The organism is Candidatus Palauibacter sp., from assembly GCF_965213655.1.
Classification (GTDB): Bacteria; Gemmatimonadota; Gemmatimonadetes; order Palauibacterales; family Palauibacteraceae; genus Palauibacter.
In genome coordinates this window covers 696089-721734 of sequence record NZ_CBDBZT010000003.1, presented here as the reverse complement: position 1 = coordinate 721734, position 25646 = coordinate 696089, and the positions used below count along the sequence as shown (strand labels likewise).

Here is a 25646-nt window from a genome sequence, read left to right as displayed (position 1 = left end):
CTAAGGGATCAGGGTGGGGCGCGCCCGGACCAGCCGGTATTGCAGCTTCTTATCCTCCGAGGTCAGCGCATCCGCGGCGACCGTCGTGAGCTTCTCCGCGCCGTATGGCGAGCGTTCGAGCGGGAGGGCGTTGAGTTCGCGCGCATACTTCGCGGCGACGAGTACACCCAGATACTTGTTGGTCGCCGCCTTCGCGACGGCGTCCGGCGTGAACACCTTCATTCTATCTCTCCCTCGACAACTATTACGGTCAGCGGTCCACGGCCTTCGGACCAGCGGCCCCGGCGAAGCCGTACCCGTATGGAAACCTACCACATGCGTCAAACGGTATCCAACTCTCCGATGATCCGCTTCACGTATTCCCGCTCCGGCGCCCCGAGGCCTCCGGGAGGCGCGAGCCCTTTCGCGACGAGGGCGGACACGTCCGCAGCGGCTTCCCCGATCCGGTCATTTATGACCAGGCGATCAAACCGAACCGCAGCTTCCATCTCCGCCCGGGCGTTCGCCAGCCGGAGGCGGAGCTGCTCCGGGCTCTCGCTGCCGCGCCCCCGCAGTTGCCTGACGATGCGCGCCCCGGTCGGCGGAACGATGAAGATCGAAAGGACCTCCACGACCGTATCCCACACCTGCCGAGCGCCCTCTACGTCGATGTCCAGGAGGAGATGGGCGCCCGCCTCGCGGGCCCGGTCGAGGTTGTCACGCGGCGTCCCGTAGCGTTCACCGTGGACCGTCGCGTATTCGAGCATGGCCCCCGCGTCCACCAGCGCCTCGAACCGGTCTGGCGACACGAACCGGTAGTCCATGCCATCCCGTTCTTCCGGGCGAGGCCGTCTCGTGGTCATCGAGACCGAGAACAGGAACGCGGCGGGCCCGGGTGTCTTGAGCAATCGGTCGCGGATGGTGGTCTTCCCCGCCCCGGACGGTCCGGAGAGGATGACCGGGAACGGAGGGCGGGGGCCCGAATCTCCGCGGCTCACTCGACGTTCTCCACCTGCTCCCGGAGCCTCTCGATCTCGTTCTTCGCTTCCACCACGAGTCGTGAGATACGGGGGGCGTTGGCCTTCGCCCCCAGCGTGTTGATTTCGCGCTGCAACTCCTGAACGAGAAAACCAAGCCGCCGCCCCACCGGCTCCTCGATGGGGGCCGCCAGGAACTCCTCGAAGGCGTCGACGTGCGAGCGGGCGCGCACGAGTTCCTCGCTGATCTCCCAGCGGTCCGCGATGAGCGCGATCTCGCGTGTCAACCGATCCTCGTCCAGGCCCTTCCCGGCCAGGCCCTCGACCGCGTCGCGAAGTCGGCGACGCTCGCGCTCCAGCCGTTCCGGCGCCAGCGCTTCCGCGCCGTCGACCGCTTCCCGGATCCCCTCCAGCCGTCCTCGAAGGTCCAGCGCGAGTCGTGCGCCCTCCCGGTCCCGCATCTCCACCAGCAGGTCGAGCGCCGCCGTCGCCGCTTCCTTCACATGGTCGGCTTCCGGTACGAACTCCGTCCCCTCGCCGCCCGCCTTGCGGAAGATCCCGCCCACGCGAAGCAGCGAGGCCACGTCCGGCTCGCCCGGCACCCCGAAGTCGTCCCGCAGACGCGCACACGCATCGAGCACTTCCTGGACGCGCCCCTCGTCGAGACTCGTGCCTTCCGCGTCCGCCGCGCTCTCCACGCGGACGAAGAGATCCAGGCGCCCTCGACGGGCCCGGGACTCGGCGAGACCGCGAAGCTCGATCCCCCACTCTTCGCCCCCGGGGGGCGCCTTCACCACGACCTTGAGCCCCCGGGAATTCACCGAGCGCGCTTCAACCGTGATCGTTCCGTTCTCCCGCGTCACGGTCGCGGAGCCGTAACCGGTCATGCTGCGAATCAATTGTAGAACTCCCACCGGAGGCCGAACACGTTGAGTTGTCTCGGAAACAGCGCCCCCTGGAAATCGCCCAGGTCGTCCGCGCCCAGATTGCCGAAACGCCAGAAGAACCGAAAGTCGGCGATCTTGAACATCAGGTGCCCGCCCATCCAGCTGTCGGCCTCCAGCATCACCGGATCCGGCGAGCCGGGGACCGGTACCATCCGGGCGCCGCGGCGGTCGACGTACAGCGACACCCAAATGCGAAGGTTCTCGTCGAAGAACGTGTCGTGCAGGAGAAACTCCGTACGGAACAGGCGCTCGGGGAGGAAGAGCGTTTCGGCGCCACGCGAGTCGAACTTGCGCCATGAAGCGCGGAAGCGAATCGGCGCCACGTTCCGAAGCAGCAGGCCGAGGGGCACGACGGGCCCTTCGAAGCGGGCTTCCAGCGAGGTGATGTCGACCTCTCCCGAGTCCGCCACGACGAGCCGGTCGAATGGGGCGCCAAAGTCGATCCGGCGATCCATCCACTGCTCCGAATAGCGCCCCGAGAGGTTGAACGGTCCGATCGCGAGGGTCGCCGAAGCACCTCGAGAGCGGAACCGGACACTGTCCGCCGCGATCAGGTCCAGCGTCTCCACGGTGTCCGCCATCGGGTGCTGGGGGAAGCCGACACCCCGTGTCCCTCCGGCCTTGAAGGCCCGGAGCGCGATCGGGATCAGAAGCGTATCCCGGAAGGCCAGACCGCCGCGCCACGACTTTGTCGGGAACTCGTTCCAGCTCGCGAGTTCCCCCCCTCCTTCGAGCGTAAAGGGACCGATCGGCTGCCAGGCGGAAAGGTCCGCGATGCGGGATGCGTAGGCGTCGCGCCCGGCGAAGCGGAGGCCCATCGAAACCGCCCCGGCTCCGGGTCGCGCCGAGAACCGCAAGCCGACGCCATCCGCGCCCCGCTGCGGCGGAGAGATACTGTCCGGGAGGTTCTCGACGACATCCGTGAAGCTTGTAGCCTGCCCGTAGGCTTCGACCTGGGCGCGTTCCCCCAGGTTCGCCCGCGTCCTGAGGAGGAACTCCCTGCGCGAGAACTCCAGCGTGTCGAGGGCTGTGCGGTTGATCGTCTCGTTACGATACTCGATCTGTACTCCGAAATCGTTCGAGCGCGGCATCCACGAATACCGGCCCCGTACCGCGAAGCGGTCCTGGTCGTTCCGCCGATCCTCGATGTCGTACCGCTCGAAGGACGCTTCAATGTTGGCGGCGCCTCCCAACCGGTTGGCAAACATGAAATCGAGGAGTTCGGACCTCGGGTCCCCGGTCACGCCGCTGATTCTGGTGTAGCCCTGGGTTCCGTCGTGACTGATGAGGTCCACATCGACGATGAGGCCGTCCGCGCCTCGATACACGCGGACACGGTCGATCTCGTTCAGGGATACCCGCCGGAGGTCGGCCTGCGCGTGCGAGAGCGACAGAACCTCGCGACCGTCGACGTACAGTGCCGCAAGTCCCGGGCCGAAGCCGCCGTCGAACACATGATGTGGACCCTCGTAGAATTCGCCGCGCACGCCCGTGATTCCCGGCACCCGCTCGAGGAGTAGCTCGATGAGCGAGAGAGCCGGAGAGGCGTGAACGCACTCCCTGTCGCAGTCGAATACTTCGTGAGTCGGACCGCGCAGTCCCGTCAGCCGCCGCGGAAAGCTCTGGGCTCGCTGCGGCGTGCTGTCGGCGAACACCTCGCGGACGGAGTCGGGGATGACCTCCAGGCTGTCCGGAAGAGGCGGGTCCTGCGCTTGCGCCGAAGAGACGCCCCCAACCGCAAGCAGCAGCGCGCCGAGGGCGCGGACGCAGGCCTTCGTCACCCTCGCTCGCGGACGCGCAGCCATTCGTGGACAAGCCGGACCCCGACTCCCGTGGCCCCCTTCGGCTGCCACCCGCGCGCCTCCTTGGCCCACGCCGTGCCCGCGATGTCGAGGTGGGCCCAGGGCACGTCGTCCGATACGAACTCGCGCAGGAACCAGCCCGCGGTGATCGTGCCCCCACCGCGGCCGCCAATGTTCTTGATGTCGGCGATATCGGAGTCGAGTTGCGCCCGATACGCTTTCCAGAGTGGCAGTGGCCACGTCCGCTCCCCCGTCATCTCGCCGGCGGTCGACAACTCGTCCGCGATACCGCGATCGTTGGCGAGCACTGCCACCGCGTGATGGCCGAGGGCGATGACGCAGGCCCCGGTGAGCGTGGCCATGTCGACGATCGCCACCGGATCCAGCCGCTGCGCGTACGTCAGAGCATCCGACAGAATCAGGCGACCCTCCGCGTCCGTGTTGATGACCTCGATCGACTTGCCCGACAGTCCGCGGATGACATCCCCCGGTTTCACGGCATTCCCCGCCGGGAGATTCTCCGTCGCCGGCACGAGGCCGATGACGCGCTGCGGGATGTCGAGGCGCGCCGCGGCAATCATGATCCCGAGCACCGCTGCGGCACCCGCCATATCGTACTTCATGTCCTCCATGCCCGAGGCGGGTTTCAGCGAGATACCGCCCGCGTCGAACGTCACGCCCTTTCCGACGACGACAACGGGATCTCCACCGCCGCCCTCGTGCTCCATCTCGATGAAGCGCGGCTCCTCAACCGACCCTCGGGATACGGTGAGGAGGCCACCGAACCCTTCCTCCTCCAGCCGCTTCCGATCCCGTACCTCAATCCCGAAGCCATGTTCCCCCGCCAGCCGCTCCGCCTCCGCGGCGAGGTAGCGCGGCGTCGCCACGTTGCCAGGCAGGGTGACGAGTTCGCGCGTCGCGTTTTGCGCCTCGGCCAGCACACAACCCCGCCGGACCGCCGCCTCCGCCTCCGGACCCGCCGCGCCTCCCGCGATGAGGACCCGCTCTTCCGGCGGCGGCGCGCGGCCCTCCCCGTCGCGCAACCCGTCGTAACGCCAATCCCCGAGCGCGAGCCCCTCGGCGGACGCCTGCCACAGTGCATCGTCCGCAGTCTCCGGCACGCGGAACCCGATGGATTCGAGGCCGCGCGCGCGAGCCGCTCTGACCCCGGCTCCCGCCGCTCGACGACACGACTCGGCCTTCGGCCTCGCTCCGGCGTCGAGGCGGACGACGAATACATCCGGCGTTTCCAGAGCCCCGAGCCGCACCCAACCCGACGTCTCCCCGGAACGCCCATGGCCCTCGAGCCATGTCGTCGCCGGGTTTTCCCACCACTCTCCCGTCGCCTCAACGCCATCGAACCACGGGATCACAAGAGCGTCCAGTTCCCGTTCGAGGGGTACGCCCGAGCGTATCTCCACCGACACCTTCCTTGTCTCGACTCTGGTTTCAACGAAAGAAGCGGGCTCGCCGGCCCTGTTAAGGCCTGCGGCCCGCTTCCGCGTAGTGGCCGGCGCCGGACGCCGCGGGCTCCGGCCCTGTCAGCGACTCCGGCTCAGCGCTCGTCCATCGGCACCCAGCGCAGATCCGTCTCACCTACATACTCCGCACGCGGCCGAATGAGCCGGTTGTCGGCGTGCTGCTCCATGACGTGCGCCGTCCAGCCGCCCATCCGCCCCATCGCGAAGAGCGGCGTATAGAGGTCGATCGGGATGCCCAGCGCGTAGTACACCGTGGCGCAGTAGAAGTCGACGTTCGGATTGATCCCCTTCTCGGATATCATCCTGTCTTCCAGCCTGCGGGACATCTCGTAAAACTTCCCGAGGCCGGCCTGCTGCGTGAGCACGCGGGACATCTCCCGAAGGTGCGTCGCCCGCGGATCCTCCGTCTTGTAGACGCGGTGGCCGAAGCCCATGATCTTCCGCTTCTCGGCGAAGGCGCTGTCGAGCCACGGGTCGACGTTCTCCGGATCACCGATCTCGATCAGCGTGTGCATCGCCCTCGCGTTCGCTCCGCCGTGCAGCTCGCCCTTCAGCGCTCCGACCCCGCCTGTCACGGCCGAGTGCATGTCGCCGAGCGTGGCGGCGATGACGCGACAGGCGAAGGTCGATGCGTTGAACCCGTGGTCCAGGTAGAGGAGGAGCGTCCTGTCGAGCGCGTCGACCGCTTCCTCCGTGCCCGGCTCGCCGTTCGCCATCCTCACGAAGTCGGCGGACAGCGAGAGCCCCGGATCAGGGTCCAGCGGCTCCAGCCCCTGCCGAATGCGGTGGATCGCAGCGATGATCGTGGGCGTCCGTGCCACGAGCCGCTCCGCCTTGCGCCGGTTCGCCTCGAGCGAGTTGTCCTCGGCATCCGGATCGTACACGCCCTCGAGGGAAACCCCGGTCCGCAGAGCCGACATCGGGACGGTCTCCGCCGGGAGACCCTGCAGGCCTTCCACGGTTCTCGGATCCAGCGCGCGTTGCGCCGCCAGCGCCGCCTCGAACTCCTCGAGTTCCGACCGCCTCGGCAGCCGTCCGTTCCAGAGCAGGAACACGCTCTCGGGGAACGAAACGTTCGGCGCGAGTTCGTGGATGTTGTAGCCTCGATAGACGAGGATGCCCTTGAGTCCGTCAATGAAGCTGAGTGAAGTCTGTGAGGCGACGACGCCTTCCAGTCCTTTCCCGGCGGCGGCGGTCATTCTGTCACGAGGCCTTTCGGTATCAGTGTAAACATCGGAGGGAATCCCGGGTGCCCTCCCCGGCCGTCTTCGGCCGGGGTGCGGGGCTTCCGCGCTGACGGCTAGCGGATGGCAGGATCGAGCTTCGCCTTCTTGAAGTGCTTCTTGAGATCATCGAGACTGAGCTCCTCGAACGAGCCCTGCGGGAGCCGAAGCCGCCGCTGCGTCTGATAGGGGTCGGAGAAACAGACGAACACGACCGCCTCGAAATCGTCGGGCGGAGCCTTTTCGTTCGGGTCCGGCCAGAAAACCTCGCGCGAAGCGAGCCATGCTTTCCACCGGCGCCCGTCGTCATCCTGGAAGGTCTTTGTCATTTCCACCTCTGATGGCCGGGCCGCTCCGCCCGCGAACGGTCAATGGGACGTTTCCGGCCGAAATACGCACTATTCGCAGCCAAGTAAGGTAGCGTGCGATCACGAAATCGGGAAGAAGGTGCGCGGTTCGGAGGGATCGGCGAATGCAGTTCCGACACAAGTCAGCCGGGCGGGACCTCCCGGTCCGGCGAATCGAGCTCGCGGAGCCGGCATCCATACGCGAAACCGCCGCCCATGAGAAGGCCCACGAGCAGTCCCAGCAGAAGCGTCACGAGGACGTAATACACTGTGATTGTCATGCCGGAAGAATGCCGGATTTAGCCGGCGATGTCCAGCGTCGGCCGCTAGCGGCGTGCCAGCCGCCCGAGAAGGCGTTGCTGGAATGCGATCCGTTCCATCACGCGGTCGACGATCCGCTGGGCGCTGGCCCGCGAACGGCCCTCGGCGGCCAGGTCCTCGTACGGCACGGGCCGGCCCACGTAGATCGAGACTCGCTGTCCGATCCGCGGCAGGCGGGAACCGATGGGGAGGACGCGATCCAGCCCCTCCAGGGTGATCGGAACCACCTGTGGACGTGTCTGGAGGATGACCATGCCCGCGCCGGCTCGCCCGCGGCCCACCTTCCCGTCCCGTGAGCGCGTACCCTCCGGGAAGAGCGTGATGGTTCCCGCTCGAAGCGCGCGTGCCGAGCGAATCATCGCCCTCAGGTCGCGCCGCCCGCGTCGCACCGGAATGCACTTGAACTGGTGGAACACCCAGGCGAACAGCGGGTTCTTGAAGAAGTTCTCCGCCGCCGCCGCATTCCAGGGCGCGAGGTGGGGCCTGAACATCTTCTCGGGAAAGAACAGGTAGTAGGCGATCGGAAACGAGTCGATCATGGATTGATGATTCGAGAGCACGAGCGTGTTCCGAGCATGAGGAACGCGCCATCTCCCGTAGACTCGGGTTCGATTGAGGAGACCGAAGAGCAGGAAGACACAGGGTGGAGCCACGAGGTTCGTGATGATCCAGCGAGTGACCGGCGTCAGCCACCGCGTGAGGGGGCTCGGGGCCCAGTCCGGAGGCGATTCGTTCGCCCGTTTCGGGTTCTCGCGATCCATCATCGCCTGAGAGTAGGTTGGCACGGAATCAGCGGGAAGGCCGAGCGGCCAGGATGTCACTGAACCACCAGGATGGGAGCCGGCGCGGGTGCGAGTGATGGATCTTGCCATCATCGGAGCGGGGCCCACCGGGCTCGAGGCCGCTGCACGGGCCGATCGGGCCCGACTCGAGGCGGTCCTCTTCGACGCCGGGACGGTGGCGGATCACGTCCGAGCCTGGGGCTGGCTGCGACTCTTCTCCCCATTCGAGTGGAACGCCGGGCCGGCGGGGCTGGAGCTGCTGCGCGGCCGGGGCGTGGGGCTGCCGGCGGGTGAGGCGCTGCTCACGGGCGCGGAGTTCCGGACGCACTATTTGCTGCCCCTGGCCGCGGCCCTGCGGCCCCGTGTGGAGGTCCGCGAAGGGGCGCGCGTACGGGACGTCGCCCGGGCGGACCGGCTGAAGGGCGAGGCGCTCGGCGAGGCCGCCCGGGCCGACCAGCCCTTCCGGCTTCTCGTAGAGGAGAACGGCGCCGAGACCGAGGTGTTCGCCCGGGCCGTGTTCGACTGCTCGGGGACGTACGGGCGGCCGAACTGGGCGGGACCGGGGGGCACGCCCGCCGTCGGCGAGCGATCCGCCCGAGCGGCGATCGAATACCACGTCCCGGATGCGCTCGGCGCCCGGCGCGAGCGCTACGCGGCGCGCCGCACGCTCCTCCTCGGCAGCGGCCATTCCGCCGCCTCGACCGCGGGTGCCCTGGCGAGCCTGGCCCGGGCCGTACCCGGCACGCGGTTCACATGGGCCACGCGCGAATCCCACCGCCTCCCGCTGCGGCCCATCGCCGACGATCCGCTCCCCGAGCGCGTGAAACTCACGCGCCGCGCCAACGCGGTCGCCGCCGAGCCGCCCCCCGGCTGCGAGTGGCTTCCCCGGAGTCGGCTGCTCGCCGTGGCGCACACCCAGCCGCAGGGGTTCGAGGTCGACCTCGAGATCGCCGGGACCGTGCGCCACGACCGCTTCGACCGGATCGTGGCCAACGTCGGCTACGAGCCCGATGACCGCCTCTACCGCCAGCTCCAGGTGCACGCCTGCTACGCGTCCCTCGGCCCCATGGGCATCTCGGCCGCACTCCTCGACGCCCGGGGCGCGTCGGGCGACGCGCGCGCCGATTGCTGCATCGACGAGGGTACGCTCGGACCCGAGACCCTCAGGAATCCCGAACCCGGCTTCTTCATTCTGGGCGCCAAGAGCTTCGGCAAGAATGCCGCGTTCCTCATGCGGACGGGATACGAGCAGGTCGCCGACGCCTTCTCGCTCCTTGGACGGAGCGCCCCGCGCGCGACCCGGGCAGGCTGACCCGGGCATTCCGTGGCCTCACATGCGCTTGTAGGTGGGGCCGCTGCCGCCCTCGCGCGGCGTCCAGCGGGGACCCAGGACATCGGTCGCCTTGCAGTCGATGCAGTTCGGCGCGTTCACGACCAGCCGGTCGCCGGCGCGCTCGTACACGCCCGCGGGGCAAAGGCTCGCGTACAGTTCCGCCATCTCCGGCGACACGCCTTCTTCCGTCTCTCCCCTCATCACGAGGTGTGAAGGGATGTCGTCGCGGGTCGCGTTCCCGGAGCGAAACACCGCGTCGACCTTGGCCACCGCATATTCCCCTTCATACGCGGACTCGAGGCCCAGCCGCTTGCGGCGAGGGTCCGTCGCGTCGGGTCCGCTCGCGATCCGGGTCCCGGGAAACGTGCCACCCGTCACCTGCATGAGCCCCGCCTTGAGGCCTCCCGAGAAGAAGCCGGACTTGAAGGCGAGGCGCTGGTTCCGGTTGCGGTGGAGCGGGTCCCGGATCAGGCTCTCCCTGAGCATCGCGTCGTAGGACGAGAGGCGAGCCGCGGCCACCGCCCCCTTCGCGTCCCCGGACTGCTCGGACTCATCTGACAGCGCCCGGCCGATCGTTTCCGCCGCGAGGATGCCGGACGTCATCGCGTAGTGAATGCCCTTGAGGGAGGCGACATCCACCAGTCCCGCCGCGTCTCCCGCAACGAGCAACCCATCTCCGCTCAGACGGTCCGGGATGGCATGGTACCCGCCTTCGGGAATCGTCTTCGCCCCCCACTCCACGAGTTCGCCCCCGTCCAGGATCGCGCGCACGAACGGGTGCTGCTTGAGACGCTGCAGCAGCGCGTGCACGTCGAGGTCCACGTACGGCGCATCCAGCCCCACGACGAGCCCCAGGGACACGAGATTGCCGCCCATGGGGTAGATGAAGCTCCCCCCGAACGCATCCCGCGGCAGCGGCCAGCCCATGGTATGCGTGACCGAGTCGGGCGGACGCGCGACCTCCCACAGTTCCTTGACTCCGAGCGCGAAGATCTGCGGGTTCGCCGAGCCGACGCCTTCCCGCTCGAGCCACGCCTGGCTCAGCGGACCGCGAGTACCCTCCGTGAGAACGGTGACCCGCGCGGAGAGATCCGTGGCCGGCATGTAGCCGCCAGCCGGATTCCCCTCCCGGTCGAGACCCGCCGGCGTCGTGCGGACGCCGAGGACCCCTCCTCCGCGCATGAGGAGGGCATCGGCGGGGAACCCCGTGAAGACGTTCACACCGAGTTCCTCCGCCTGCCCGCCCAGCCAGCGCACGATCTCGCAGATCGAGGCCACATGATGGCCGTGGTTCCGCATCGTGGGCGGGGTGGGGACCCGGACCCTTTTCCGCCTGGTGAGGAGCAGCACCTGGTCGCCGGCAACGCGTCCCCTGAACGGAAGCTCCGACTCGTCGAGAGCAGGAAAGAGTGTCCGGAAGGCTTCCGGGTTCACGACCGCCCCCGAGAGACAGTGCTCCCCGAGTTCACCCGACTTCTCAAGCACGCCGATCTCGAGGTCGGCGAGCGGCCCGCCCTCGGCGCGGTCGCGCGCCGACAGTTGCGCCAGCCGGATCGCACCCGCCAGCCCGGCGGGACCTCCACCTACGAAGAGGACATCAAGCGGTACGGCCTCCGGGTCGGGGTCCTCGTCGACGATGAAGCGCCCCTGCGGCAGCGGTGGCTGCTCGGATGCGGGAATCAGGGGTCTCACCGCGGCGTCCCGAGAACGCCCGCCTCGCGAAGGAGCCCCAGCGTGGGTTCGAGCGGCAGCGCTTCGATCGTTCGTCCCCGGCGCCCCGTCACGGATGTCGCCCGGAAGAGCGAGTTGATGACGGCTTCGTCCGTCGCCTCGACCACCGCCTCGAAAACGCGGGACAACGAACCGCCGTCCCGCACGGCGGGCCCCTCGCCCGTCGAGAAGGCGATCGCGTAGTCGCCCGAACCGTGGGACATATAGGAACCCGTCCGCGCGAGCCCCATGAACGCGCGGTCGGCCACCCGGTCGAGTTCGCGGTGGGCCAGCGGCAGATCCGTCGCGATCACGATCATGACGGAGCCATCGCCGTCCCCCTGCGCCCGGCCGCCGCGCAGCCCGGCCGCGGCCAGCTTCTCGCCCACCCGCACGCCATCGATCCGCAGCGAGCCCCCGAAGTTGCTCTGCACGAGCACGCCGATGTTCACGATCCGCCCGCCCACCTCGACTCGTCGCGACGAGGTCCCGATTCCGCCCTTCCAGCCGAAGGCGATCGTCCCCGTGCCGGCCCCGACCGCCCCCTCCTCCACCGGACCGCTCGCCGCGGTCCCCAGCGCCCCGCGCACATGCTCGGGCCGGATCGGGCGCACGCGCATGTCGCTCAGGTATCCGTCGTTCGTCTCCCCGACGACCGGATTCATCGACCGCACGTCGCGGTTCGCCGGGAGCGAGAGGATGGTGTCCAGGAGCGCGTCGGCCGCGCGGAACACGCTCAGGGTTCCCGTGAGGAGGATCGGCGTCTCGAGTTCACCCAGTTCATTGACCTGGCTCAGCCCGACCAGCTTCCCGAACCCGTTCCCGACCGCGATCGCCGCCCGCACCCGCCGCTCGAAGACGTTGTCCCCGTGCGGGAGAATCGCGGTGACGCCCGTCCGGATCGAGTCGCCGACCCACACGGTATGGTGGCCCACGCGCACCCCGGGCACATCTGTGATCGCGTTCAGCGGCCCCGTGGGCAGCCGTCCGATCAGGACGCCCGCTTCCCTCGCGCGCGGCCGCTCCGGGCCGGTTTCCCCCGCCTCCTGGCCAACGGCCTCCGTCGGCGACAACACCCCCGTGGCCGCGAGGACCAGCGCCGCCAGCGACCCCGCCCGGCTGAGCGTCCCCCTAGTTTCCACCGATGATGGTCGCCCGCTCGACGTAGTCCAGGTCGGCGAACTCCGCCTCGAGGTAGACATTCCCTTCCTCCTGAATCCGCCCCTGGCTCGGCCCGTTCCCGCCCGGCGCCCCCTCACCGTACCCGGAGTGGAGCGCGTCGACGACGTCCATACCCGAGATGACCTCGCCGATGGCGGCGAACCCCATCCCGTCCAGCCGCGAGTTGTCGCCGAAGTTGATGAAGAGCTGCGTGCTCCGGCTGTTCGGCATGGATGTCTGGGCGAAGCTTATCCGCCCGCGCGTGTTCCCCATCACCACCGGGTCGTCCTGGATGTTCGCCTCCCGCCACCCGCTCTGGATCTCCGGATCCCCATTGATCCCGAACTGGGCCATGAAGCCGGCGATCACGCGGAAGAATCTCGCGTCGTCGAAGAACCCGTTTTCCACCAGGTTGTAGAAGCGGTCCACACCGTTGGGGGCCCACTCGCGGTGCGCCTCCACTACGAACGTGCCTCTCGAAGTCTCGAAGCGAGCCTGAAACGTCTCTGGAGCCGTCATGTTCACCTCTGCCGAAGCCGGGTCCCGAAGAAACTCGCTCGGCCCTCCGCCCCTTTCACAGGCTGTCCCCGCCAGCAGACACCCGAGGAGCAGCCAACCCGGCCTGAAACCGGACCTGGATAGACGCGACCGTGCCATCTCGACCCCCGTCAGCTTTCGTGTTCGTGTGCGCCCCCAACAGCCCGTGGCCTGCCGGCGGGCGTGCCGTCAAACGCGGCGTGCGACGATGTAACGATATGCCACGGGAATTGCGACAAGCACGAACAGGGTACTCGAGATCAACCCCCCGATGGTGGCCAGCGCGAGGGCGTTCCAGATGTTCTCATCCTGGGACGAGGCGAAGAGGACGAGCGGCAGGAGTCCGAACACCGTCGTAAGCGTCGTCATGAGGATAGGACGCACGCGCTCCAACGTCCCCTGCACGATTGCGGCGCCCGTCGGCATGCGTTTGCGCAATTCGCCGATGTGGTAGACCACAAGGATGGCGTTGTTCACGACGATGCCGCCCATCATGATCGTGCCGATGAACGCGGTGCGGGTGAAGGTGGCGTCGGTATAGAAGAAGATGAGGAAGACGCCGATGAGGGCGAACGGAAGCGAGAAGAGCACCACGAAGGGCGCCGCGAGCGACTCGAACAGACCCGCGGTCACCATGTAGATGAGGAGGATGGAGAAGGCGAGAACGACCCACATCTGCGTCGTCTCCTCCGTCGTCCAGCCTCCGAAGCGCGACTTCTCGATCCTGTATCCCGGGGGGAGTTCCATCGCGTCCACCACTGCGTCGCGGACCACGTCGCCGAGTTTCACCGGGCCTCGGAACTCCCAGGCCACCGTCCTCTCGTACTGCTGGTCTTCGCGCCGGATGCTGGCCAGAACCTGTCGGCGCCCCACCTCCGCCACGTTGGCGAGCCGAAGCTCCTCGCGAGAGGAGATCGGCACCCGCAGGTCGCTCAGATCGTAGAAATCGAACTCGCGGTATCCGTCCACCTTGACGGCGTACTGGACCTCTTCTCCGCCCACCCTGATCCGGCTCCCGGACGGCCGGCCCTCAATGTTGCGGGACACGTAGTCGAGCAACTGCGAGACGGGGAGATTGTAGGCCGCCAGCGCCTCACGGTCCGGCTCCACGTAGTACTCGAATTCCTTGTCGCGCCGGTAATAGCCGCTGTTCGCGTTCGGGTCCACGTCGCGGATGCGGGAGAATCGCGTCAGACGCGACGCGATCTCCTCGGCGATCTCCTGCACGGTCAAGTAGTTGTACCCGAGCACCTGGAGGCTGTAGTTGGGCGGACTCGAGCCGCCGCCGTAGAAGCTGGGACCGTATCCGCGCACGAAGACATCGACGCCCGAGAACCCATAGCTGTACGCCACCATCTGGTCCTTGATGGCCACCGGGATGGACGTATGCTCGATCTCCTCCGGGAATTCCGCGCGCATGTACGCGTAGTTCGGCCGGACCTGCGCCTCGAAGCGTTCCACTTCATCGATGGTGGCAAGCTTCGCCTCGAAGGAGCGCGTGAGTTCGTCCGCGCGCTCCAGTCCCGCGCCGCGCGGGAAGCTGATCGTGATCGTGATGCCGCTGCCGCCTCCGCCAAATCCGCTCCAGTACCTCCCCGTGTTCACGTGCTCGTCGAACAGGTACCAGCTCCCCGCGAGACTCCCGAGGCAGACGACCGCGATCAGGACGGGATGCCGCAGCGCGAACCCGAGGAGCGACCGGTATCCCGTGATGTAGAGCGGTTCGGACCGCCGGGTCGGCGCCGACGCGGCTTCCCCCGTCGTCAGGGCCGGATCGACCACGGCCCCGGCGGAATCCCGCATGCGGGCGACCCGCGAGGCGAGGGCCGGGACGAAGGTGAACGCCACGAACAGACTCGCGATGATCGAGAAGCCGACCGCAAACGAGAGCGGCAGGTAGTAGACCCGCAACTCCCCCTGCAGGAAGAGGAAGGGTACGAGTACGATCGCGGTCGTCATCGTCGCGGCGAGGACCGGCAGCACGACCTGGCGCGCCCCGCGGCGCGCGGCATCGGATGGGCCCGCACCCGCCCGGCGGTGGCGCTCGACGTTCTCGAGCACGACGATGCCGTTGTCGACGACGAGGCCGAACCCCCACGCCAGCCCCCACAGCGTGAGCAGGTTCAGCGAGAAACCGCCGATGTAGAGGAAGTTCACCGCGGTCAGGATGCTGAAGCCGATCGTCGCGAACACGACGAGGACGGCGCCGAGCGACCGCAGGAAGATCGTGAGCACGATGAAGATCACGATCGCGGCCGCGATGGCGCGGAGCCGCAGTTCCGTGAGCTGCTCCCGGATGTTCTCGCTCTGATCGCTCCGCAACTCGAGCCCAACGCCCGCCGGGAGCGTGGAGGCCAGGTCGGTCATCGCGGCCTTCACATCGTCCGCGACCTGGATCACGTTCGTGCCCGACTGGCGGTACACGCTGATCGAGATCGTGGGCCGGGAGTCGATGCGCCAGAGCATCCTCGGGTCTTCCGTCTGGTCGCGCACCTGCCCCAGATCGCCCACGCGGACCGCGCCGTCGGGCCGCGTGAGGACGATCATGTCCGCGATGTCCGACACCTCGAGAGCTCGGGTGCGGACCGCGATGGCGAACTGCCGCCCATCGAGTTCGACCGATCCCGGGGCCTTCGGCTCGGAAAGCTCAGCGATCCGCGCGCTGACCTCCTCCGGCCGCAGCCCGAGCGCCTCCAGCCGGCCCCGGTCGAGTTCGACGGCGATCTCGCGGCGTTCGGCCCCGTAGACCTCCACTGCGGACACGCCCGGCAGTCCCCGCACGAACGGCTCGATCTCCTCCTCGGCGATCTCCCCCAGGCGCGCGAACGTATAGGGCCCCGTCAGCGAAAAGCTGAGGAGTTGCTCCTCTTCCTCCGCAAATTCCTGGGGGACATACTCGGAGAGGCTGGGCATCACGCCCTCGGGCAACTCATCCCGGATCGAGTTGATCCGTTCGCTCAGCTCGAGACGGGCGAACTCCATGCGTGTGTCGCGCTCGAAGTCGATGTCGATCCGGGCGCTGGAGCCCGTCCCGCGCGGATCGGCGGATGATTCCGAGATGACCTTCTCCACGCCGCCGACCTGCTGGATGACGGTTTCGAGCGGCGCGGTCACGAACGCTTCCAGCGCCTCGGGCGAGGCTCCGTTCCAGGTGGCGGCGACCGTGAGACGGGGGAACTCGACCTCGGGCAGGTCCTCGACCGGGATGAGTCGGAAGCTCGTCACGCCGAGCGCGAAGAGCGCGACGTAGATCGCCGCTGTCGCCACCGGTCGGCGGATGGCCAGATCGATCATGGTTCCACGCTCCCTCGCGCCATTCCCGGGGCGGCCGGCCCGGAGCGGCCGCCGAGTCCGTATCCCGCCTTCGGCTGGAGCGCTGCCGGATCGCGACGCTCGGGCCGCGGGTCCGGTTCCCGCCCCACCGACACGGATGGTTCGACCATGATCGAGTATACCACGGGCACGACGATGAGCGTGAGGAACGTCGCGGAGATGAGACCGCCGATCACCGCTACGGCCAGCGGCGCGCGGAGGTCGGCCCCGGCTCCCAGCCCGGCGGCGAGCGGAAGAAGCCCGACCACGGTCGTGATGGTCGTCATCACGATCGGACGGAGCCTGAGCCGGCCCGCTTCAAGGATCGCATTCCGCTTCGTCAGGCCGGATCTTCTCCGCTGATTGATGAAGTCGACCTTCACGATCGCGTCGTTGACGACGATGCCGATCAGGATCACGAGTCCGATCCCGCTCATCGCGTTGACGCCGTCCCCGGCGATCCAAAGCGCCGTCACCGCCCCGATGGCGGCCAGCGGTACCGCGGTGAGGACGACGAGCGGCTGCACGAGCGACTCGAACTGCGCAGCCATGATGAGGAAGACGAGCGCGAGGGCGAGGGCGAAGGCGAAGGTGAGCGAGCGGAAGCTGTCCTGCATCTCCTCGTTCTCGCCGCCCACGCGCACGGTCGTGAGCGTCGGCCGCGGGATGTCCGCGATCGCGGCTTCCACCTCCCGCACGGCCGTCCGCAGTCCGCCGTCGGCTACGTCCGCGAGCACCTGAATCGTGCGGTTCTGGTCCTCCCGCCGGATCTCGACCGGACCGAACCCCTGCCGGACCGTCACGAGTTCACCGATCGGCACGCCCTGCAGCCGAAGCGCGAGTACGCGGTCGAGTTCGCGCCGCGCCTCCTCCGGGATCGTCACCCGGATGTCGATCTTGTCGGCGAATACCGAGTACGCGTTCCTCGTCTCCGACCCGCGCAGGTAATCCTCGATCGCGGTCGCAACGGCCGTCACGGTTATCTGGTGCCGGGCCGCCACCTCCCGGTTGACCTCGATCACCAGTTCCGGCTGCGTGCGCAGGAAGTCCAGTCGGACATCGGCCAGCGTCGAGACGCTCTCGAGCCGAGTCTCGATCGCCTCGGCGACCGGCACGAGTTCATCCAGCTCCCCGCTCTGCACCTTCACCGCGAGGTCGGCCTCCCCGATCGCCAGCGCCCTGCCGAGCGAGGTGGCCCGTCCGGTCTCGATCGTCACGAAGGCCGGATCCAGCCCGCTCCCCGGGAGCCGCTCGCGCAGTTCGGCGATGGCTTCGGGCGTGGGCCGGGAAGATCCGGCGAGCTGGACATCGAGGGCCGCATTGTTGAGTCCGGTCAGGTCGCGCGCCGCGAGTTCGCTGCCCCGGCTGCGGCCCACCCTCGTGAAGATACCCGAGACATCCGGCATGTCGAGGAGGAGCCGCTCCACATTCCGGGCCGCCGCGTCCGTGGTGCGGATCGGCGTCCCCTGCGGAAGGTTGAGCTCGACCCAGAACTGCCGCTCGTCGACGTTCGGCATGAGTCCGCGCGGAAGCGACGCCGCGAGCACGACCGCGCCGGCGAGCGCGATGACGGCGATCGAGACCACCTCCAGCCGGTGTTCCAGTGCCCATTCGAGCGTCCGCTCGTACCGGCCCGCGAAACGAAGGAACCCGCGTTCGAAGGCCCGCAGGAAGGGACCGAAGACCCGGCCCAGGAACCTGCCGCCGCCCGTCGCGACATCGACGCCCGTGAGCCGGACGGAGCGCCCCACGTAGGCGATCCCGCCCCCGACGCCTCGCACGGACGCGACGGCGCCTGCCCGAACGGCTCGGCCGGCCCGGCGCACGCGGCCCGGCCGCTCGGCCTGCGCAGCCTCGACCTGCTCCGATGCGGAAGTCTCGCTCTCGACGTCGGCCGGTGGCTCTCCCCGCATCCCCCGGGCCACCTGAGCCGCCAGTACCGGAAGCAGCGTGAGCGCGACGAGCAGCGAGGCGAGCAGGGAGAACGTCACCGCGAGCGAGAGATCGCCGAACAGCGCCCCCGCCACACCCTCTACGTACAGCACCGGACCGAACACCGCGATCGTGGTCAGCGTGGACGCCGTGATCGCGGCGGCCACTTCCCGGGCGCCCCGCCCGGCCGATTCCCGCGCGCTGCCGCCCGACTCCTCGCGGTGCCGGAAGATGTTCTCGAGCACCACGATGGAGTTGTCGACGAGCAGGCCGACCCCGAGTGCGAGGCCGCCGAGGGACATGATGTTGAGACTGACGTCGAAGGCGTAGCAGAGGGCGAACGCCGCCATGACCGAGATCGGAATGGCGAGCCCGATGGCCAGCGGATACCTCGGATCGCGCAGGAAGAGGAAGAGCACGAGGAACGCCAGCGCGCCGCCGAGCAGCAGCGCGGAAACGACATTCGAGATCGCGTCCCGGATGAAGGCCGCCTGGCTGGAAGCGACCTCGATCGATACCTCCGGGAACTCCTCGCCCAGCTGATCCAGCGTTTCGCGCACCCCATCCGCCACGCGGACCGTGTTCGTCCCCGCCTCCTTGAACACCTGCAGCCCGACCGCAGGCTCTCCGTTGAAGCGGGCGATCGTCTCGAGATCCGCGATCGTGTCGGCGACGGTCGCGACGTCGCTGAGCCGCACCGGACGGACGCCGGGCCCCGTCGGGCGGGAAATGACGACGTCGAGCAGTTCCCCCACCTCCCGGAACTGGCCCAGCGTGCGCAGGCTGTACTCGAAGCGGCCCCGCTGGATCGTGCCCCCCGGGGCGTTGAAGTTCGCCTGGTCGAGCGCGTTCGAGATCTCGTTGATCGAGACCTCGTGCACGTCCAGGTACTCCGGGTCCACGATGACCCGCAGCTCCCGCTCGGGTCCGCCCGTCAGCCCGGCGAGCGAGACGCCGTCCAACTGCTCCAGACGGCGCTTGAAGACGACTTCGGAGATGTCGCGCAGGCTGCGCAGGTCGGTCCCGCTCACCGCCAGCGTCATGATCGGATCGCTGGTCGGATCCGATCTCAGAATCGTGGGCCGCTCCGAGCCTTCAGGGAGCCTGTCGGACAGATTATCCAGCTTCTCGCGGGTGTGTAAGGTCGCGAACTCCATGTCCGTACCCCACGCGAATTGGAGCTGGACAAGCGACTGTCCCTCACGAGACCGTGAAGAGATGCGGCGCGCCCCCGGGATCGAGTACAGCTGTTGCTCGACGGGTTCCGTAATGAAGCGTTCGACTTCGGCGGGCCCCGCGTCCGAATACGTCGTCCACACCGAAAGCGTCGGAAAGGCGACATCCGGCAACAGATCGATCGGCAGCCGAAGGAAGGACACCACGCCCAGCACGCCGATGCCCACGTAGAGCATCGCCGTAGCCACCGGCCGCCGAAGCGAAACGTCGGGAAGCGCCAAGGCTAGGGTCTGCCCTCGACGTATTCAGCCAGATTCGACCAGGCGATCCGGTAATCGTACCGATTCTGGGTCAGGGCGGTCTCCGCGCGCTGCACCGCGTCGATCGCGTTTTGGAGCTCGATGAAACTCGTAGTGCCGAACCGATAGCGTTCCTGCTCCATTTCGAGACGTTCGCTCGAGATCTCGTACGCCTGCTCCCGCAACTCCTGCGTCTGTGCCAGCTCCTCGATCTGGGCGCCGAAACGCCTGACATCGCGTTCGATCTCCAGCCGTAACCGCCGATAGTCCTCCTCGGCCTGCCGTTTGGCGGCCGATGCCTGGGCGTTCTGCTGTTCCCTGCCAAAACCGTCAAAGATGCTCCAGGAAGCTGAGATACCGAACCTTGTGTTCGTGTCACTTGGGTCGAACTGCCAGAACGAGGCATCGGAGCCGAAGTTCTCGCCGCGATTCAAACCGAGAGTCGCGGTGATCCGGGGCAGGTATGTCGTGCGGGCGGACCACAGTGAGGCAGAGGCCGCAGACCGATCTGCTTCCAGCGCGGCAAGTCCCGGATCCGTGGTCACGGCCGCGCCGACGATGGTTTCGATGTCCGGTATTCCGGCAGGCATGCCTTCATCCCCGGCAAGAAAGAGCCCTTCGCCCGCTTTGGGCGGCAGCCCCATCGAGACCACCAGTTGCCGGAGCCCGACCCGCAACAGGTTCTGTTCCGCTATGAGCCGGATCCGGGCGTCCACGAGGTTCAACTCGGCACCCAGAACATCCGTGCGTTCCACAGCGGCTATCTCATACCGCCGGCTGGCGATCTCGAGTTCGAGTTCGCGGTCGGCGATCTGGGTCCGTGTCAACTCCAGCAGTTCCTGGCGCCGCAGGGCTTCGAGAAACTCACGCCTCACCGCCGCGACAACGGCGCGTTGCTGATCGTCATACCGTCGCTGGGCGCCTCGGAGGTTCGCCGCGCTACGCCGGATTTCCGCGAAGCGCCGACCTCCATCGAGGAGTGTCAGATTGAGATTCAACCCTTGGCTAGCGGACTGCGAGGTGTACGTCAGACGTTCCTGCAGCCGCTCTGCAGGTCCTTCCTGGGCCTCATATGTTGAGACCGTGGAATTCGAGCGACCAAGGCTCAAGCTGACTGACGCGTCCGGAAGGAACGCTCCCCAGGCCGCCAACCGGTCGGCTCCGGCTCCGTCCGCCGCAGCACGAGATCCCCTCAGGACCGGGCTTTCGCTCATCGCGATTCGAACCGCCCTCGCGATATCGAGCGTGTCCGGGAGCGGCGGTCCCTGCGCGGCCGCCTGTGATGCGACCGGAAGCCCTCCGGCCATGAGCAGGACGACGATGGCAAGCGCACCACGGAACTCCGGCCGGCAGCCTCCGACGCCGAACCTCATCGCGAGCCGCCCGTGGAGCCGCCTGCAGTGCCGTCCGCGGGCGGTTCCGGAGGGGTCTCGAGGTCGCTGTGATTCTCGATTCGCACCTGCGCGTCGTGCGTGAGCGTAGCGTGACCGTCAACGAGCACGATTTCGCCCCCCGCCGGCACGAAAGTGTCGTCTCCGTCCGGGTTGGGGATGATCTCCTGTTGAGTGTCGTTCTCCAGACCGAGCGTCACGTATTCCCACTGCGCGCGCCCCGTCTCCGAGCCCGGCGCCCCCGGTTCGAAGACAAACACGACCTGGCGCCGGTTCCGTTCGACGACCGCTTCCTTCGGCACGAACGTCCGGTCCGCCAGCTGCCGGCCGGCAATCCGCACGTTCCCCGGCATCCCCGGGACGATTCGGGCTTCGGGGTTCGACAGGCGCACCGTGACCCGCGCCGTCTGCGTCTCGGGATCGACCAGCGGGTTCAGGCTCACGACCCGTCCCTGGAAGACCTCTCCGCGAAGCGCGGGGAAGGTCGCCGTCGCCTCCCGTCCCACCTCGATGAGCGGGAGTTCGGAATGGAGGACCTCGGCGTCGATATCGATCTCCGACAGGTCGACGATGGTCGCGATCGAGTCGCCCGCCCGGACGCGGCTCCCCTGCGCCACTGAGAGGTTCGCCACGAAGCCGGCGAAGGGGGCGACGATCCGGGTCTTTTCCAGCTCGTAGCGCGCTTCTGCGAGACCCGCCTCCTGATCGGGGAGGGCCACCCGGATGCGGGCCTGCTCGGCTCGGGCAAGCCGGACTGAATCGGGTAAGTCCTCATCGAAGAGTACGCGGTCCAGATAATCCGCTTCTGCGCGCGCCACCAGGGCTTCCGCGCGCTGCTCCCGGATCTCGTAGAGGGTGGGGTCGACACGAGCCAGGAGTTGGCCCGCCCGGACGTACCCACCTTCCTGGACCGGGACGGCGGCCACCGGCCCTTCGACCTCCGAATGGAGCGGCGCCTGGCGGAGAGACGCGGCGCGCCCGCTCGCCGTCACCCAGAGCACGAAGGTGTCGCGCTGAATGACGGCACCTTCGACGGGGAGGAAAATATCCGTGGCGAAAGCGGCGGCCGAAGCCGTCCCACGCACCGCCTCGGCCACCGAGTCCGCGGCGGGATCGCCGAAGGTCTCCGGCCCCTCCTCCTCGTCCTCGTTCAGCCGCATGAAGATGCCGAAGACGGCCGCACCCGCGATGAGCAGGACAATCAACGTGACCCAATGACGTGCCTTCATAAGCCTCGCACCGCTGTTTTTTCCGGCCGCTCCATGGGCCGCGTTTCCGGCCGCCGGTCTTCAGGCAGCCACCCGGGGCGTTCCCCGGAGAGTAACGAGCCGTCCGGGCGCGTGCAGACACTTGGCCCGTCGGGTCGCGCCTCAACGTATCTATCGCAAGACTGTCAACGGTTTATCAACGTCACGGATCGGGGCTTTGACACCCGAATGCGTCCGAACCGTTGTACGCTTCCCGGAACAGAGGGTTTCCCGCCCCCTGATGGAGCCTAGGCGGGGGAGGACTCCCGGGCAACTATTTCACTAGTAGGACCACAGAAGTGGCACCGGAGGAGAGGGCATGATCCAGAGGAGTGATGAGAGCGGAGCGGCGGCGATCCGGATGGCGCACGAACCGGCGAACGTCCTGACCGTCGAGTTTTCCGACGCCCTGGCCGCGGAATTCGACCGCGTCCGGGATGACGACTCGGTGCGGGCCGTCGTGCTGACGGGTACCGGGTCCGCCTTCTCGGCGGGCGTCGAGCTCTTCCGCGTCGTCGATGAGGGCCCGCGGTACGTCGAAGCACTGCTGGACAGCCTCGGGGCGCTGTTCTCGATGCTCCGCGCGTTCCCGAAGCCGCTCGTCGCCGCCGTGAACGGTCATGCGGTCGCAGGCGGCGCCGTCATCGCCTGCGCCTGCGATTACCGGCTCATGGCTTCGGGAGGGGGACGCGTCGGGCTTCCGGAACTGAAGGTGGGGGTTCCCTTCCCCCCCATCGCGTCGGAGATCGTGCGGAGCGCCGTATCGGCGCAGTATCAGCGCGAGGTCATGCTGCTCGGCCGCCTCTACGATCCCGAGGCGGCGGCGGAGCGGGGCCTCGTGGACGAGGTCATCCCGGCGGATGAACTCCTCCCCCGGGCCCGGGAGGTTGCGCTCGACCTGGCCTCGATCCCGGCGGCCACGTACAGCCTCACGAAGCGGCAGTTCGCGTCTCCTCCGGGTGGCTTGGCCGACCTGGAGGCCGAACTCGGAACGATCTGGACTGCCGACGACACGCGGGAACACATCCGCGGCTACCTGAAGCGAACCCTCGGCCGCTCTTCCGCAGCCCGCTGAGCTCTAGATCCAATCCTTCTTGCGGAAGTCCATCATGACCTCGGCGAGCTTCTCCATGTCCGACGGGAGGCCCATCGAGAGCCGGCTCCAGTCCGTCATCGGCGGGAACGGACGGCCCACATTGAACCCGGCCTCGAACATGCGCTCGTTGTAGGTCGCGAGTTCGCCCTTGATGCGATGCATGATGAAGTTCGTGTGGCTCGGCAGAACCTCGATGTCGAGCTGGCCGAGTGCGTCGTGCATGACCGCCTTCGCCTCGTTGTTCGTCTTCACGCTCTTGGCGAAGAAGTCCGCGTCGCCGAGCGAGGCGATGGCGGCGACGCCCGCGACATGGTTGGGCGCATTCCGCGTCGCGAACGGGAGGACCCGCTGGACGGTGGCCTCGTGCGCGATCCCGTAGCCGAGCCGGATGCCGGCCATCGCGAACACTTTCGAGAAGGTGCGGGCGACGATCAGGTTCGGATGGCGCTCGATGAGCGGGATGAACGTCTCGTAGCCCGGGTCGTCCGCGAGTTCGAAGTACGCCTCGTCAACGAGGAACAGGTGCTGCTCGCTCTCGTCGCGGATCCAGTCCATGATCGGCCTGGTCGAGGTGAGCGTACCGGTGGGGTTGTTCGGGTTGCAGAAGTAGATCACGCTGGGCGCGGACGACTTCGCGGCCTCTTCGCGCATGCGGTCGACATCGTGCGCGTAGTCGCCCGTGAGCGGAACCGTGACGTGATCGTAGGCGAACGGCTGCGAGTACCTGGGGACGTCCTCGTACGTCGGCTCGGCATAGATGAGCCGGCCGCCGGGCGCCGCCCAGGCCGCCGCGGCGATGCGAAGGATCTCGGTCGAGCCGGAGCCGAAGAAGAGCTGGCCGGGCTTGACGCCGAGGCGCGCGACGAGCGCCTCGCGCACGAGTTCGCCGGTCGCGCCGGGATATCGGTTCGCCTCGTCGAGCCCGTCGATGATCGCCTGCCGCGCGGACGGGGCAATGCCGAGCGGGTTCTCGTTCGAACTCAGCCGGATGGGCCCGTTGTAGTCACGTCCGGGTCGGCGGGGGTTGAAGATGGTGTCGAGACCGCGCGCCGTCGTTGCGCCCGCGAGGGGTGCGGCAAGGGGTGCGGCGGCGATGCCGGCAACGCCGGCGCCCGTGAGTCCGGTTCGGAGAAACGCCCGTCGCTTCATGTGCCCTCCCTGATGTTCCGAGGACGCCACCGCTGCGGGGAGGCGGCGCCCGCTCATGCCTCGTTGGAACATGGGCCGCACGTCGGCGAACGTCCAGCGCGGCGGCTCGTCTCGGCTCAGTCGGGAGGCGGGGGATCCCGGCGCGGAGGTTGTCCGGGAGGCGGTTCCCCCGGCGACTCGCTTCCCCCGGATCTTCGTTCGGTGACCAGGAGGCGGACGCCGGACATCGCGCCGTCCATCAACGAGTCGAGGGCCGCCCGGAGGTCGTCTCCGTCGAGACCCGCCAGCTGTCTCCTTACTTCCTCTGGAAGTCGCCGGAGGAGTGGGGCACCGCGGCGTTCCCGCCAGTCGCCTCGCCGACGCTCGGCTTCCGCCGCGTCGCCTCCGGTGGGAGCAGACCCCTCCCCGTCGAACTCAACGCGCGCCGTGAGAAACGGGAGCGCGAAGGCGCTGTCGATTTCGGCGGCGTGCTCATAGTGCGCTTCGGCCTCCTCCATGTGGCCGGCGCGGGCGAGGGTATTGCCGCGGTGAAAGGCGGCGAGGGCCTCGAGATTCCGCGTTCCGAGGTGGCTGAGGCGGACCGCACCGCTCGGGGGCCGATTATCTGTCAGTTCTTCTCCGAGCCGCGTACTGAGGCTGTCGACGAGCGCGAACACGTCGTCGCCCCGGACGAAATCGGCCGATGCCACGGTGCCGTTCTCCAGTTCGATCAACTGGGCGTCGATGCGCATGTCCTCGGCCGATCCGGTCACGCTGCCCCAGAGCAGCGTGCGGGCGCCGCTCGCACGCGCCACCGTCATCGCCAGCGCCTCGGGGATTTCTTCCTCCTCGGAGACGCCGCCCTCCATGAGGAGGTCGTAAAGGCTCTGCCGGCCCACGACCATCAGGCCAGGGATTTGCGCCAGGTTCGTCGTGAGCAGATCGGCCAGTCCCGCCCCCAGCCACTCGAGTGCCTGATCGGGGACATTGTTCCGGAAGGGCAGGACGGCCAGCGAGTTCCGCCCCAGATCGGGGTCTGAACCCACGAAACGCATTACTTCGCCTGCACCGTCCGCGACCGCGGGGGGCGCAGCGATATCCGCACTTTCCACGTCCACCGGTTCGGCCGTCGCGATCCGGTACGTGCCGATGGCGCCCAGTGAGGCGAGGGTGAGCAGGAGCCAGGCTTCGGCGCGGCGGACGCGCTGGGGGCCCCGTTCCCCGTGGTACCAGCCGATGACGAGGAAGGCGGGGAACCCGAGGATGGCGAGGAAGACGACCGTATCGAGGATCTTCCTCGAAAACGCGTAGGTCCCGACGATGAAGTCCGTGATCTCCACGCCGAGCCAGGCCGCGCCCACATACACGAGCGCGATCTGCAGCATGCGCCGCTTCCGGATCTTCTCCAGGATCGGCGCCCCGTTCCCCTCGTTGTCGCTCATCATCCGCCCGCCCCGGTCTCCGC

The 25646-nt window shown here is 68.0% G+C and carries 20 protein-coding genes; 2 read left to right on the top strand and 18 right to left on the bottom strand.

Annotated elements, in window-relative coordinates:
• The 9 genes from ACOOGH_RS05330 to ACOOGH_RS05290 all read right to left on the bottom strand — a co-directional run bounded on the left by ACOOGH_RS05330 (position 1) and on the right by ACOOGH_RS05290 (position 7730).
• The gene (locus tag ACOOGH_RS05330) at positions 1-222 is read right to left on the bottom strand and encodes a hypothetical protein (RefSeq protein ID WP_420447937.1); all 222 of its coding nucleotides are present in this window, start codon (positions 220-222) and stop codon (positions 1-3) included.
• Positions 223-320: 98 nt separating this feature from the next.
• Positions 321-977 carry a guanylate kinase gene (gene gmk, locus ACOOGH_RS05325; protein WP_420447936.1) on the bottom strand — a complete coding sequence of 219 codons (657 nt, stop codon included), beginning with the start codon at positions 975-977 and terminating at the stop codon, positions 321-323.
• Positions 974-1855, bottom strand: a complete 882-nt coding sequence (locus ACOOGH_RS05320; protein ID WP_420447935.1) for a YicC/YloC family endoribonuclease — start codon at positions 1853-1855, stop codon at positions 974-976. Before ACOOGH_RS05320 ends, gmk begins: the two co-directional genes overlap by 4 nt.
• Positions 1852-3684, bottom strand: a complete 1833-nt coding sequence (locus ACOOGH_RS05315; protein ID WP_420447934.1) for a TonB-dependent receptor plug domain-containing protein — start codon at positions 3682-3684, stop codon at positions 1852-1854. The genes ACOOGH_RS05320 and ACOOGH_RS05315 overlap by 4 nt, the downstream gene beginning before the upstream one ends.
• Entirely contained in the window at positions 3681-5126 is a 1446-nt protein-coding gene (locus ACOOGH_RS05310; RefSeq protein ID WP_420447933.1) for a leucyl aminopeptidase, read from the bottom strand. The genes ACOOGH_RS05315 and ACOOGH_RS05310 overlap by 4 nt, the downstream gene beginning before the upstream one ends.
• A gap of 134 nt (positions 5127-5260) precedes the next feature.
• Positions 5261-6385, bottom strand: coding sequence for a citrate/2-methylcitrate synthase (locus ACOOGH_RS05305; RefSeq protein ID WP_420447932.1), 1125 nt, complete (start codon positions 6383-6385; stop codon positions 5261-5263).
• A 101-nt stretch (positions 6386-6486) separates the two neighbouring features.
• Positions 6487-6738, bottom strand: coding sequence for a hypothetical protein (locus tag ACOOGH_RS05300; protein ID WP_420447931.1), 252 nt, complete (start codon positions 6736-6738; stop codon positions 6487-6489).
• A 161-nt stretch (positions 6739-6899) separates the two neighbouring features.
• The gene (locus ACOOGH_RS05295; RefSeq protein ID WP_420447930.1) at positions 6900-7037 is read right to left on the bottom strand and encodes a hypothetical protein; all 138 of its coding nucleotides are present in this window, start codon (positions 7035-7037) and stop codon (positions 6900-6902) included.
• Between the two features lie 45 nt (positions 7038-7082).
• Positions 7083-7730 (bottom strand): lysophospholipid acyltransferase family protein, encoded by a 648-nt coding sequence (locus ACOOGH_RS05290; RefSeq protein WP_420450061.1) that lies wholly within the window; start codon positions 7728-7730, stop codon positions 7083-7085.
• A gap of 205 nt (positions 7731-7935) precedes the next feature.
• Between ACOOGH_RS05290 and ACOOGH_RS05285 the strand changes: the two genes are divergently transcribed.
• Positions 7936-9171 (top strand): flavoprotein, encoded by a 1236-nt coding sequence (locus ACOOGH_RS05285; RefSeq protein ID WP_420447929.1) that lies wholly within the window; start codon positions 7936-7938, stop codon positions 9169-9171.
• Between the two features lie 18 nt (positions 9172-9189).
• Here ACOOGH_RS05285 and ACOOGH_RS05280 read toward each other — a convergent pair whose 3' ends face one another.
• The 7 genes from ACOOGH_RS05280 to ACOOGH_RS05250 form a co-directional block, all read right to left on the bottom strand.
• Positions 9190-10884, bottom strand: a complete 1695-nt coding sequence (locus ACOOGH_RS05280; protein WP_420447928.1) for a 4Fe-4S dicluster domain-containing protein — start codon at positions 10882-10884, stop codon at positions 9190-9192.
• The gene (locus ACOOGH_RS05275; RefSeq protein WP_420447927.1) at positions 10881-12044 is read right to left on the bottom strand and encodes a P1 family peptidase; all 1164 of its coding nucleotides are present in this window, start codon (positions 12042-12044) and stop codon (positions 10881-10883) included. The genes ACOOGH_RS05280 and ACOOGH_RS05275 overlap by 4 nt, the downstream gene beginning before the upstream one ends.
• Positions 12034-12582: a peptidylprolyl isomerase gene (locus ACOOGH_RS05270; protein WP_420447926.1), complete on the bottom strand. Its 549-nt coding sequence runs from the start codon at positions 12580-12582 to the stop codon at positions 12034-12036. The genes ACOOGH_RS05275 and ACOOGH_RS05270 overlap by 11 nt, the downstream gene beginning before the upstream one ends.
• A 207-nt stretch (positions 12583-12789) precedes the next feature.
• Positions 12790-15894, bottom strand: a complete 3105-nt coding sequence (locus ACOOGH_RS05265) for an efflux RND transporter permease subunit (protein WP_420447925.1) — start codon at positions 15892-15894, stop codon at positions 12790-12792.
• A complete protein-coding gene (locus ACOOGH_RS05260; protein WP_420447924.1) occupies positions 15891-19301 on the bottom strand; it encodes an efflux RND transporter permease subunit in 3411 nt (1136 codons plus the stop codon). The genes ACOOGH_RS05265 and ACOOGH_RS05260 overlap by 4 nt, the downstream gene beginning before the upstream one ends.
• 2 nt (positions 19302-19303) lie before the next feature.
• Complete coding sequence (locus tag ACOOGH_RS05255) at positions 19304-20692, bottom strand: TolC family protein (RefSeq protein WP_420447923.1); 1389 nt, start codon at positions 20690-20692, stop codon at positions 19304-19306.
• The gene (locus ACOOGH_RS05250) at positions 20689-21939 is read right to left on the bottom strand and encodes an efflux RND transporter periplasmic adaptor subunit (protein WP_420447922.1); all 1251 of its coding nucleotides are present in this window, start codon (positions 21937-21939) and stop codon (positions 20689-20691) included. The genes ACOOGH_RS05255 and ACOOGH_RS05250 overlap by 4 nt, the downstream gene beginning before the upstream one ends.
• A 337-nt stretch (positions 21940-22276) precedes the next feature.
• On the opposite strand from ACOOGH_RS05250, the gene ACOOGH_RS05245 reads away from it, so the two are divergent.
• On the top strand, positions 22277-23032 hold the full coding sequence (locus ACOOGH_RS05245; RefSeq protein WP_420447921.1) for an enoyl-CoA hydratase/isomerase family protein: 756 nt from the start codon (positions 22277-22279) through the stop codon (positions 23030-23032).
• Positions 23033-23035: 3 nt separating this feature from the next.
• Here ACOOGH_RS05245 and ACOOGH_RS05240 read toward each other — a convergent pair whose 3' ends face one another.
• Complete coding sequence (locus ACOOGH_RS05240) at positions 23036-24202, bottom strand: pyridoxal phosphate-dependent aminotransferase (RefSeq protein WP_420447920.1); 1167 nt, start codon at positions 24200-24202, stop codon at positions 23036-23038.
• A 116-nt stretch (positions 24203-24318) separates the two neighbouring features.
• Positions 24319-25626, bottom strand: a complete 1308-nt coding sequence (locus ACOOGH_RS05235) for a hypothetical protein (RefSeq protein WP_420447919.1) — start codon at positions 25624-25626, stop codon at positions 24319-24321.
• Between the last annotated feature and the right edge of the window lie 20 nt (positions 25627-25646).

What these genes read in the sequence shown, in the direction of transcription:
- ACOOGH_RS05270 (WP_420447926.1), bottom strand. Translation starts at nt 12,582, where the DNA reads ATGACGGCTCCAGAGACGTTTCAGGCTCGCTTCGAGACTTCGAGAGGC.
- ACOOGH_RS05265 (WP_420447925.1), bottom strand. Translation starts at nt 15,894, where the DNA reads ATGATCGATCTGGCCATCCGCCGACCGGTGGCGACAGCGGCGATCTAC.
- ACOOGH_RS05255 (WP_420447923.1), bottom strand. Translation starts at nt 20,692, where the DNA reads ATGAGGTTCGGCGTCGGAGGCTGCCGGCCGGAGTTCCGTGGTGCGCTT.
- ACOOGH_RS05245 (WP_420447921.1), top strand. Translation starts at nt 22,277, where the DNA reads ATGATCCAGAGGAGTGATGAGAGCGGAGCGGCGGCGATCCGGATGGCG.
- ACOOGH_RS05295 (WP_420447930.1), bottom strand. Translation starts at nt 7,037, where the DNA reads ATGACAATCACAGTGTATTACGTCCTCGTGACGCTTCTGCTGGGACTG.
- ACOOGH_RS05300 (WP_420447931.1), bottom strand. Translation starts at nt 6,738, where the DNA reads ATGACAAAGACCTTCCAGGATGACGACGGGCGCCGGTGGAAAGCATGG.
- ACOOGH_RS05250 (WP_420447922.1), bottom strand. Translation starts at nt 21,939, where the DNA reads ATGAAGGCACGTCATTGGGTCACGTTGATTGTCCTGCTCATCGCGGGT.
- ACOOGH_RS05240 (WP_420447920.1), bottom strand. Translation starts at nt 24,202, where the DNA reads ATGAAGCGACGGGCGTTTCTCCGAACCGGACTCACGGGCGCCGGCGTT.
- ACOOGH_RS05235 (WP_420447919.1), bottom strand. Translation starts at nt 25,626, where the DNA reads ATGATGAGCGACAACGAGGGGAACGGGGCGCCGATCCTGGAGAAGATC.
- ACOOGH_RS05305 (WP_420447932.1), bottom strand. Translation starts at nt 6,385, where the DNA reads ATGACCGCCGCCGCCGGGAAAGGACTGGAAGGCGTCGTCGCCTCACAG.
- ACOOGH_RS05330 (WP_420447937.1), bottom strand. Translation starts at nt 222, where the DNA reads ATGAAGGTGTTCACGCCGGACGCCGTCGCGAAGGCGGCGACCAACAAG.
- ACOOGH_RS05285 (WP_420447929.1), top strand. Translation starts at nt 7,936, where the DNA reads ATGGATCTTGCCATCATCGGAGCGGGGCCCACCGGGCTCGAGGCCGCT.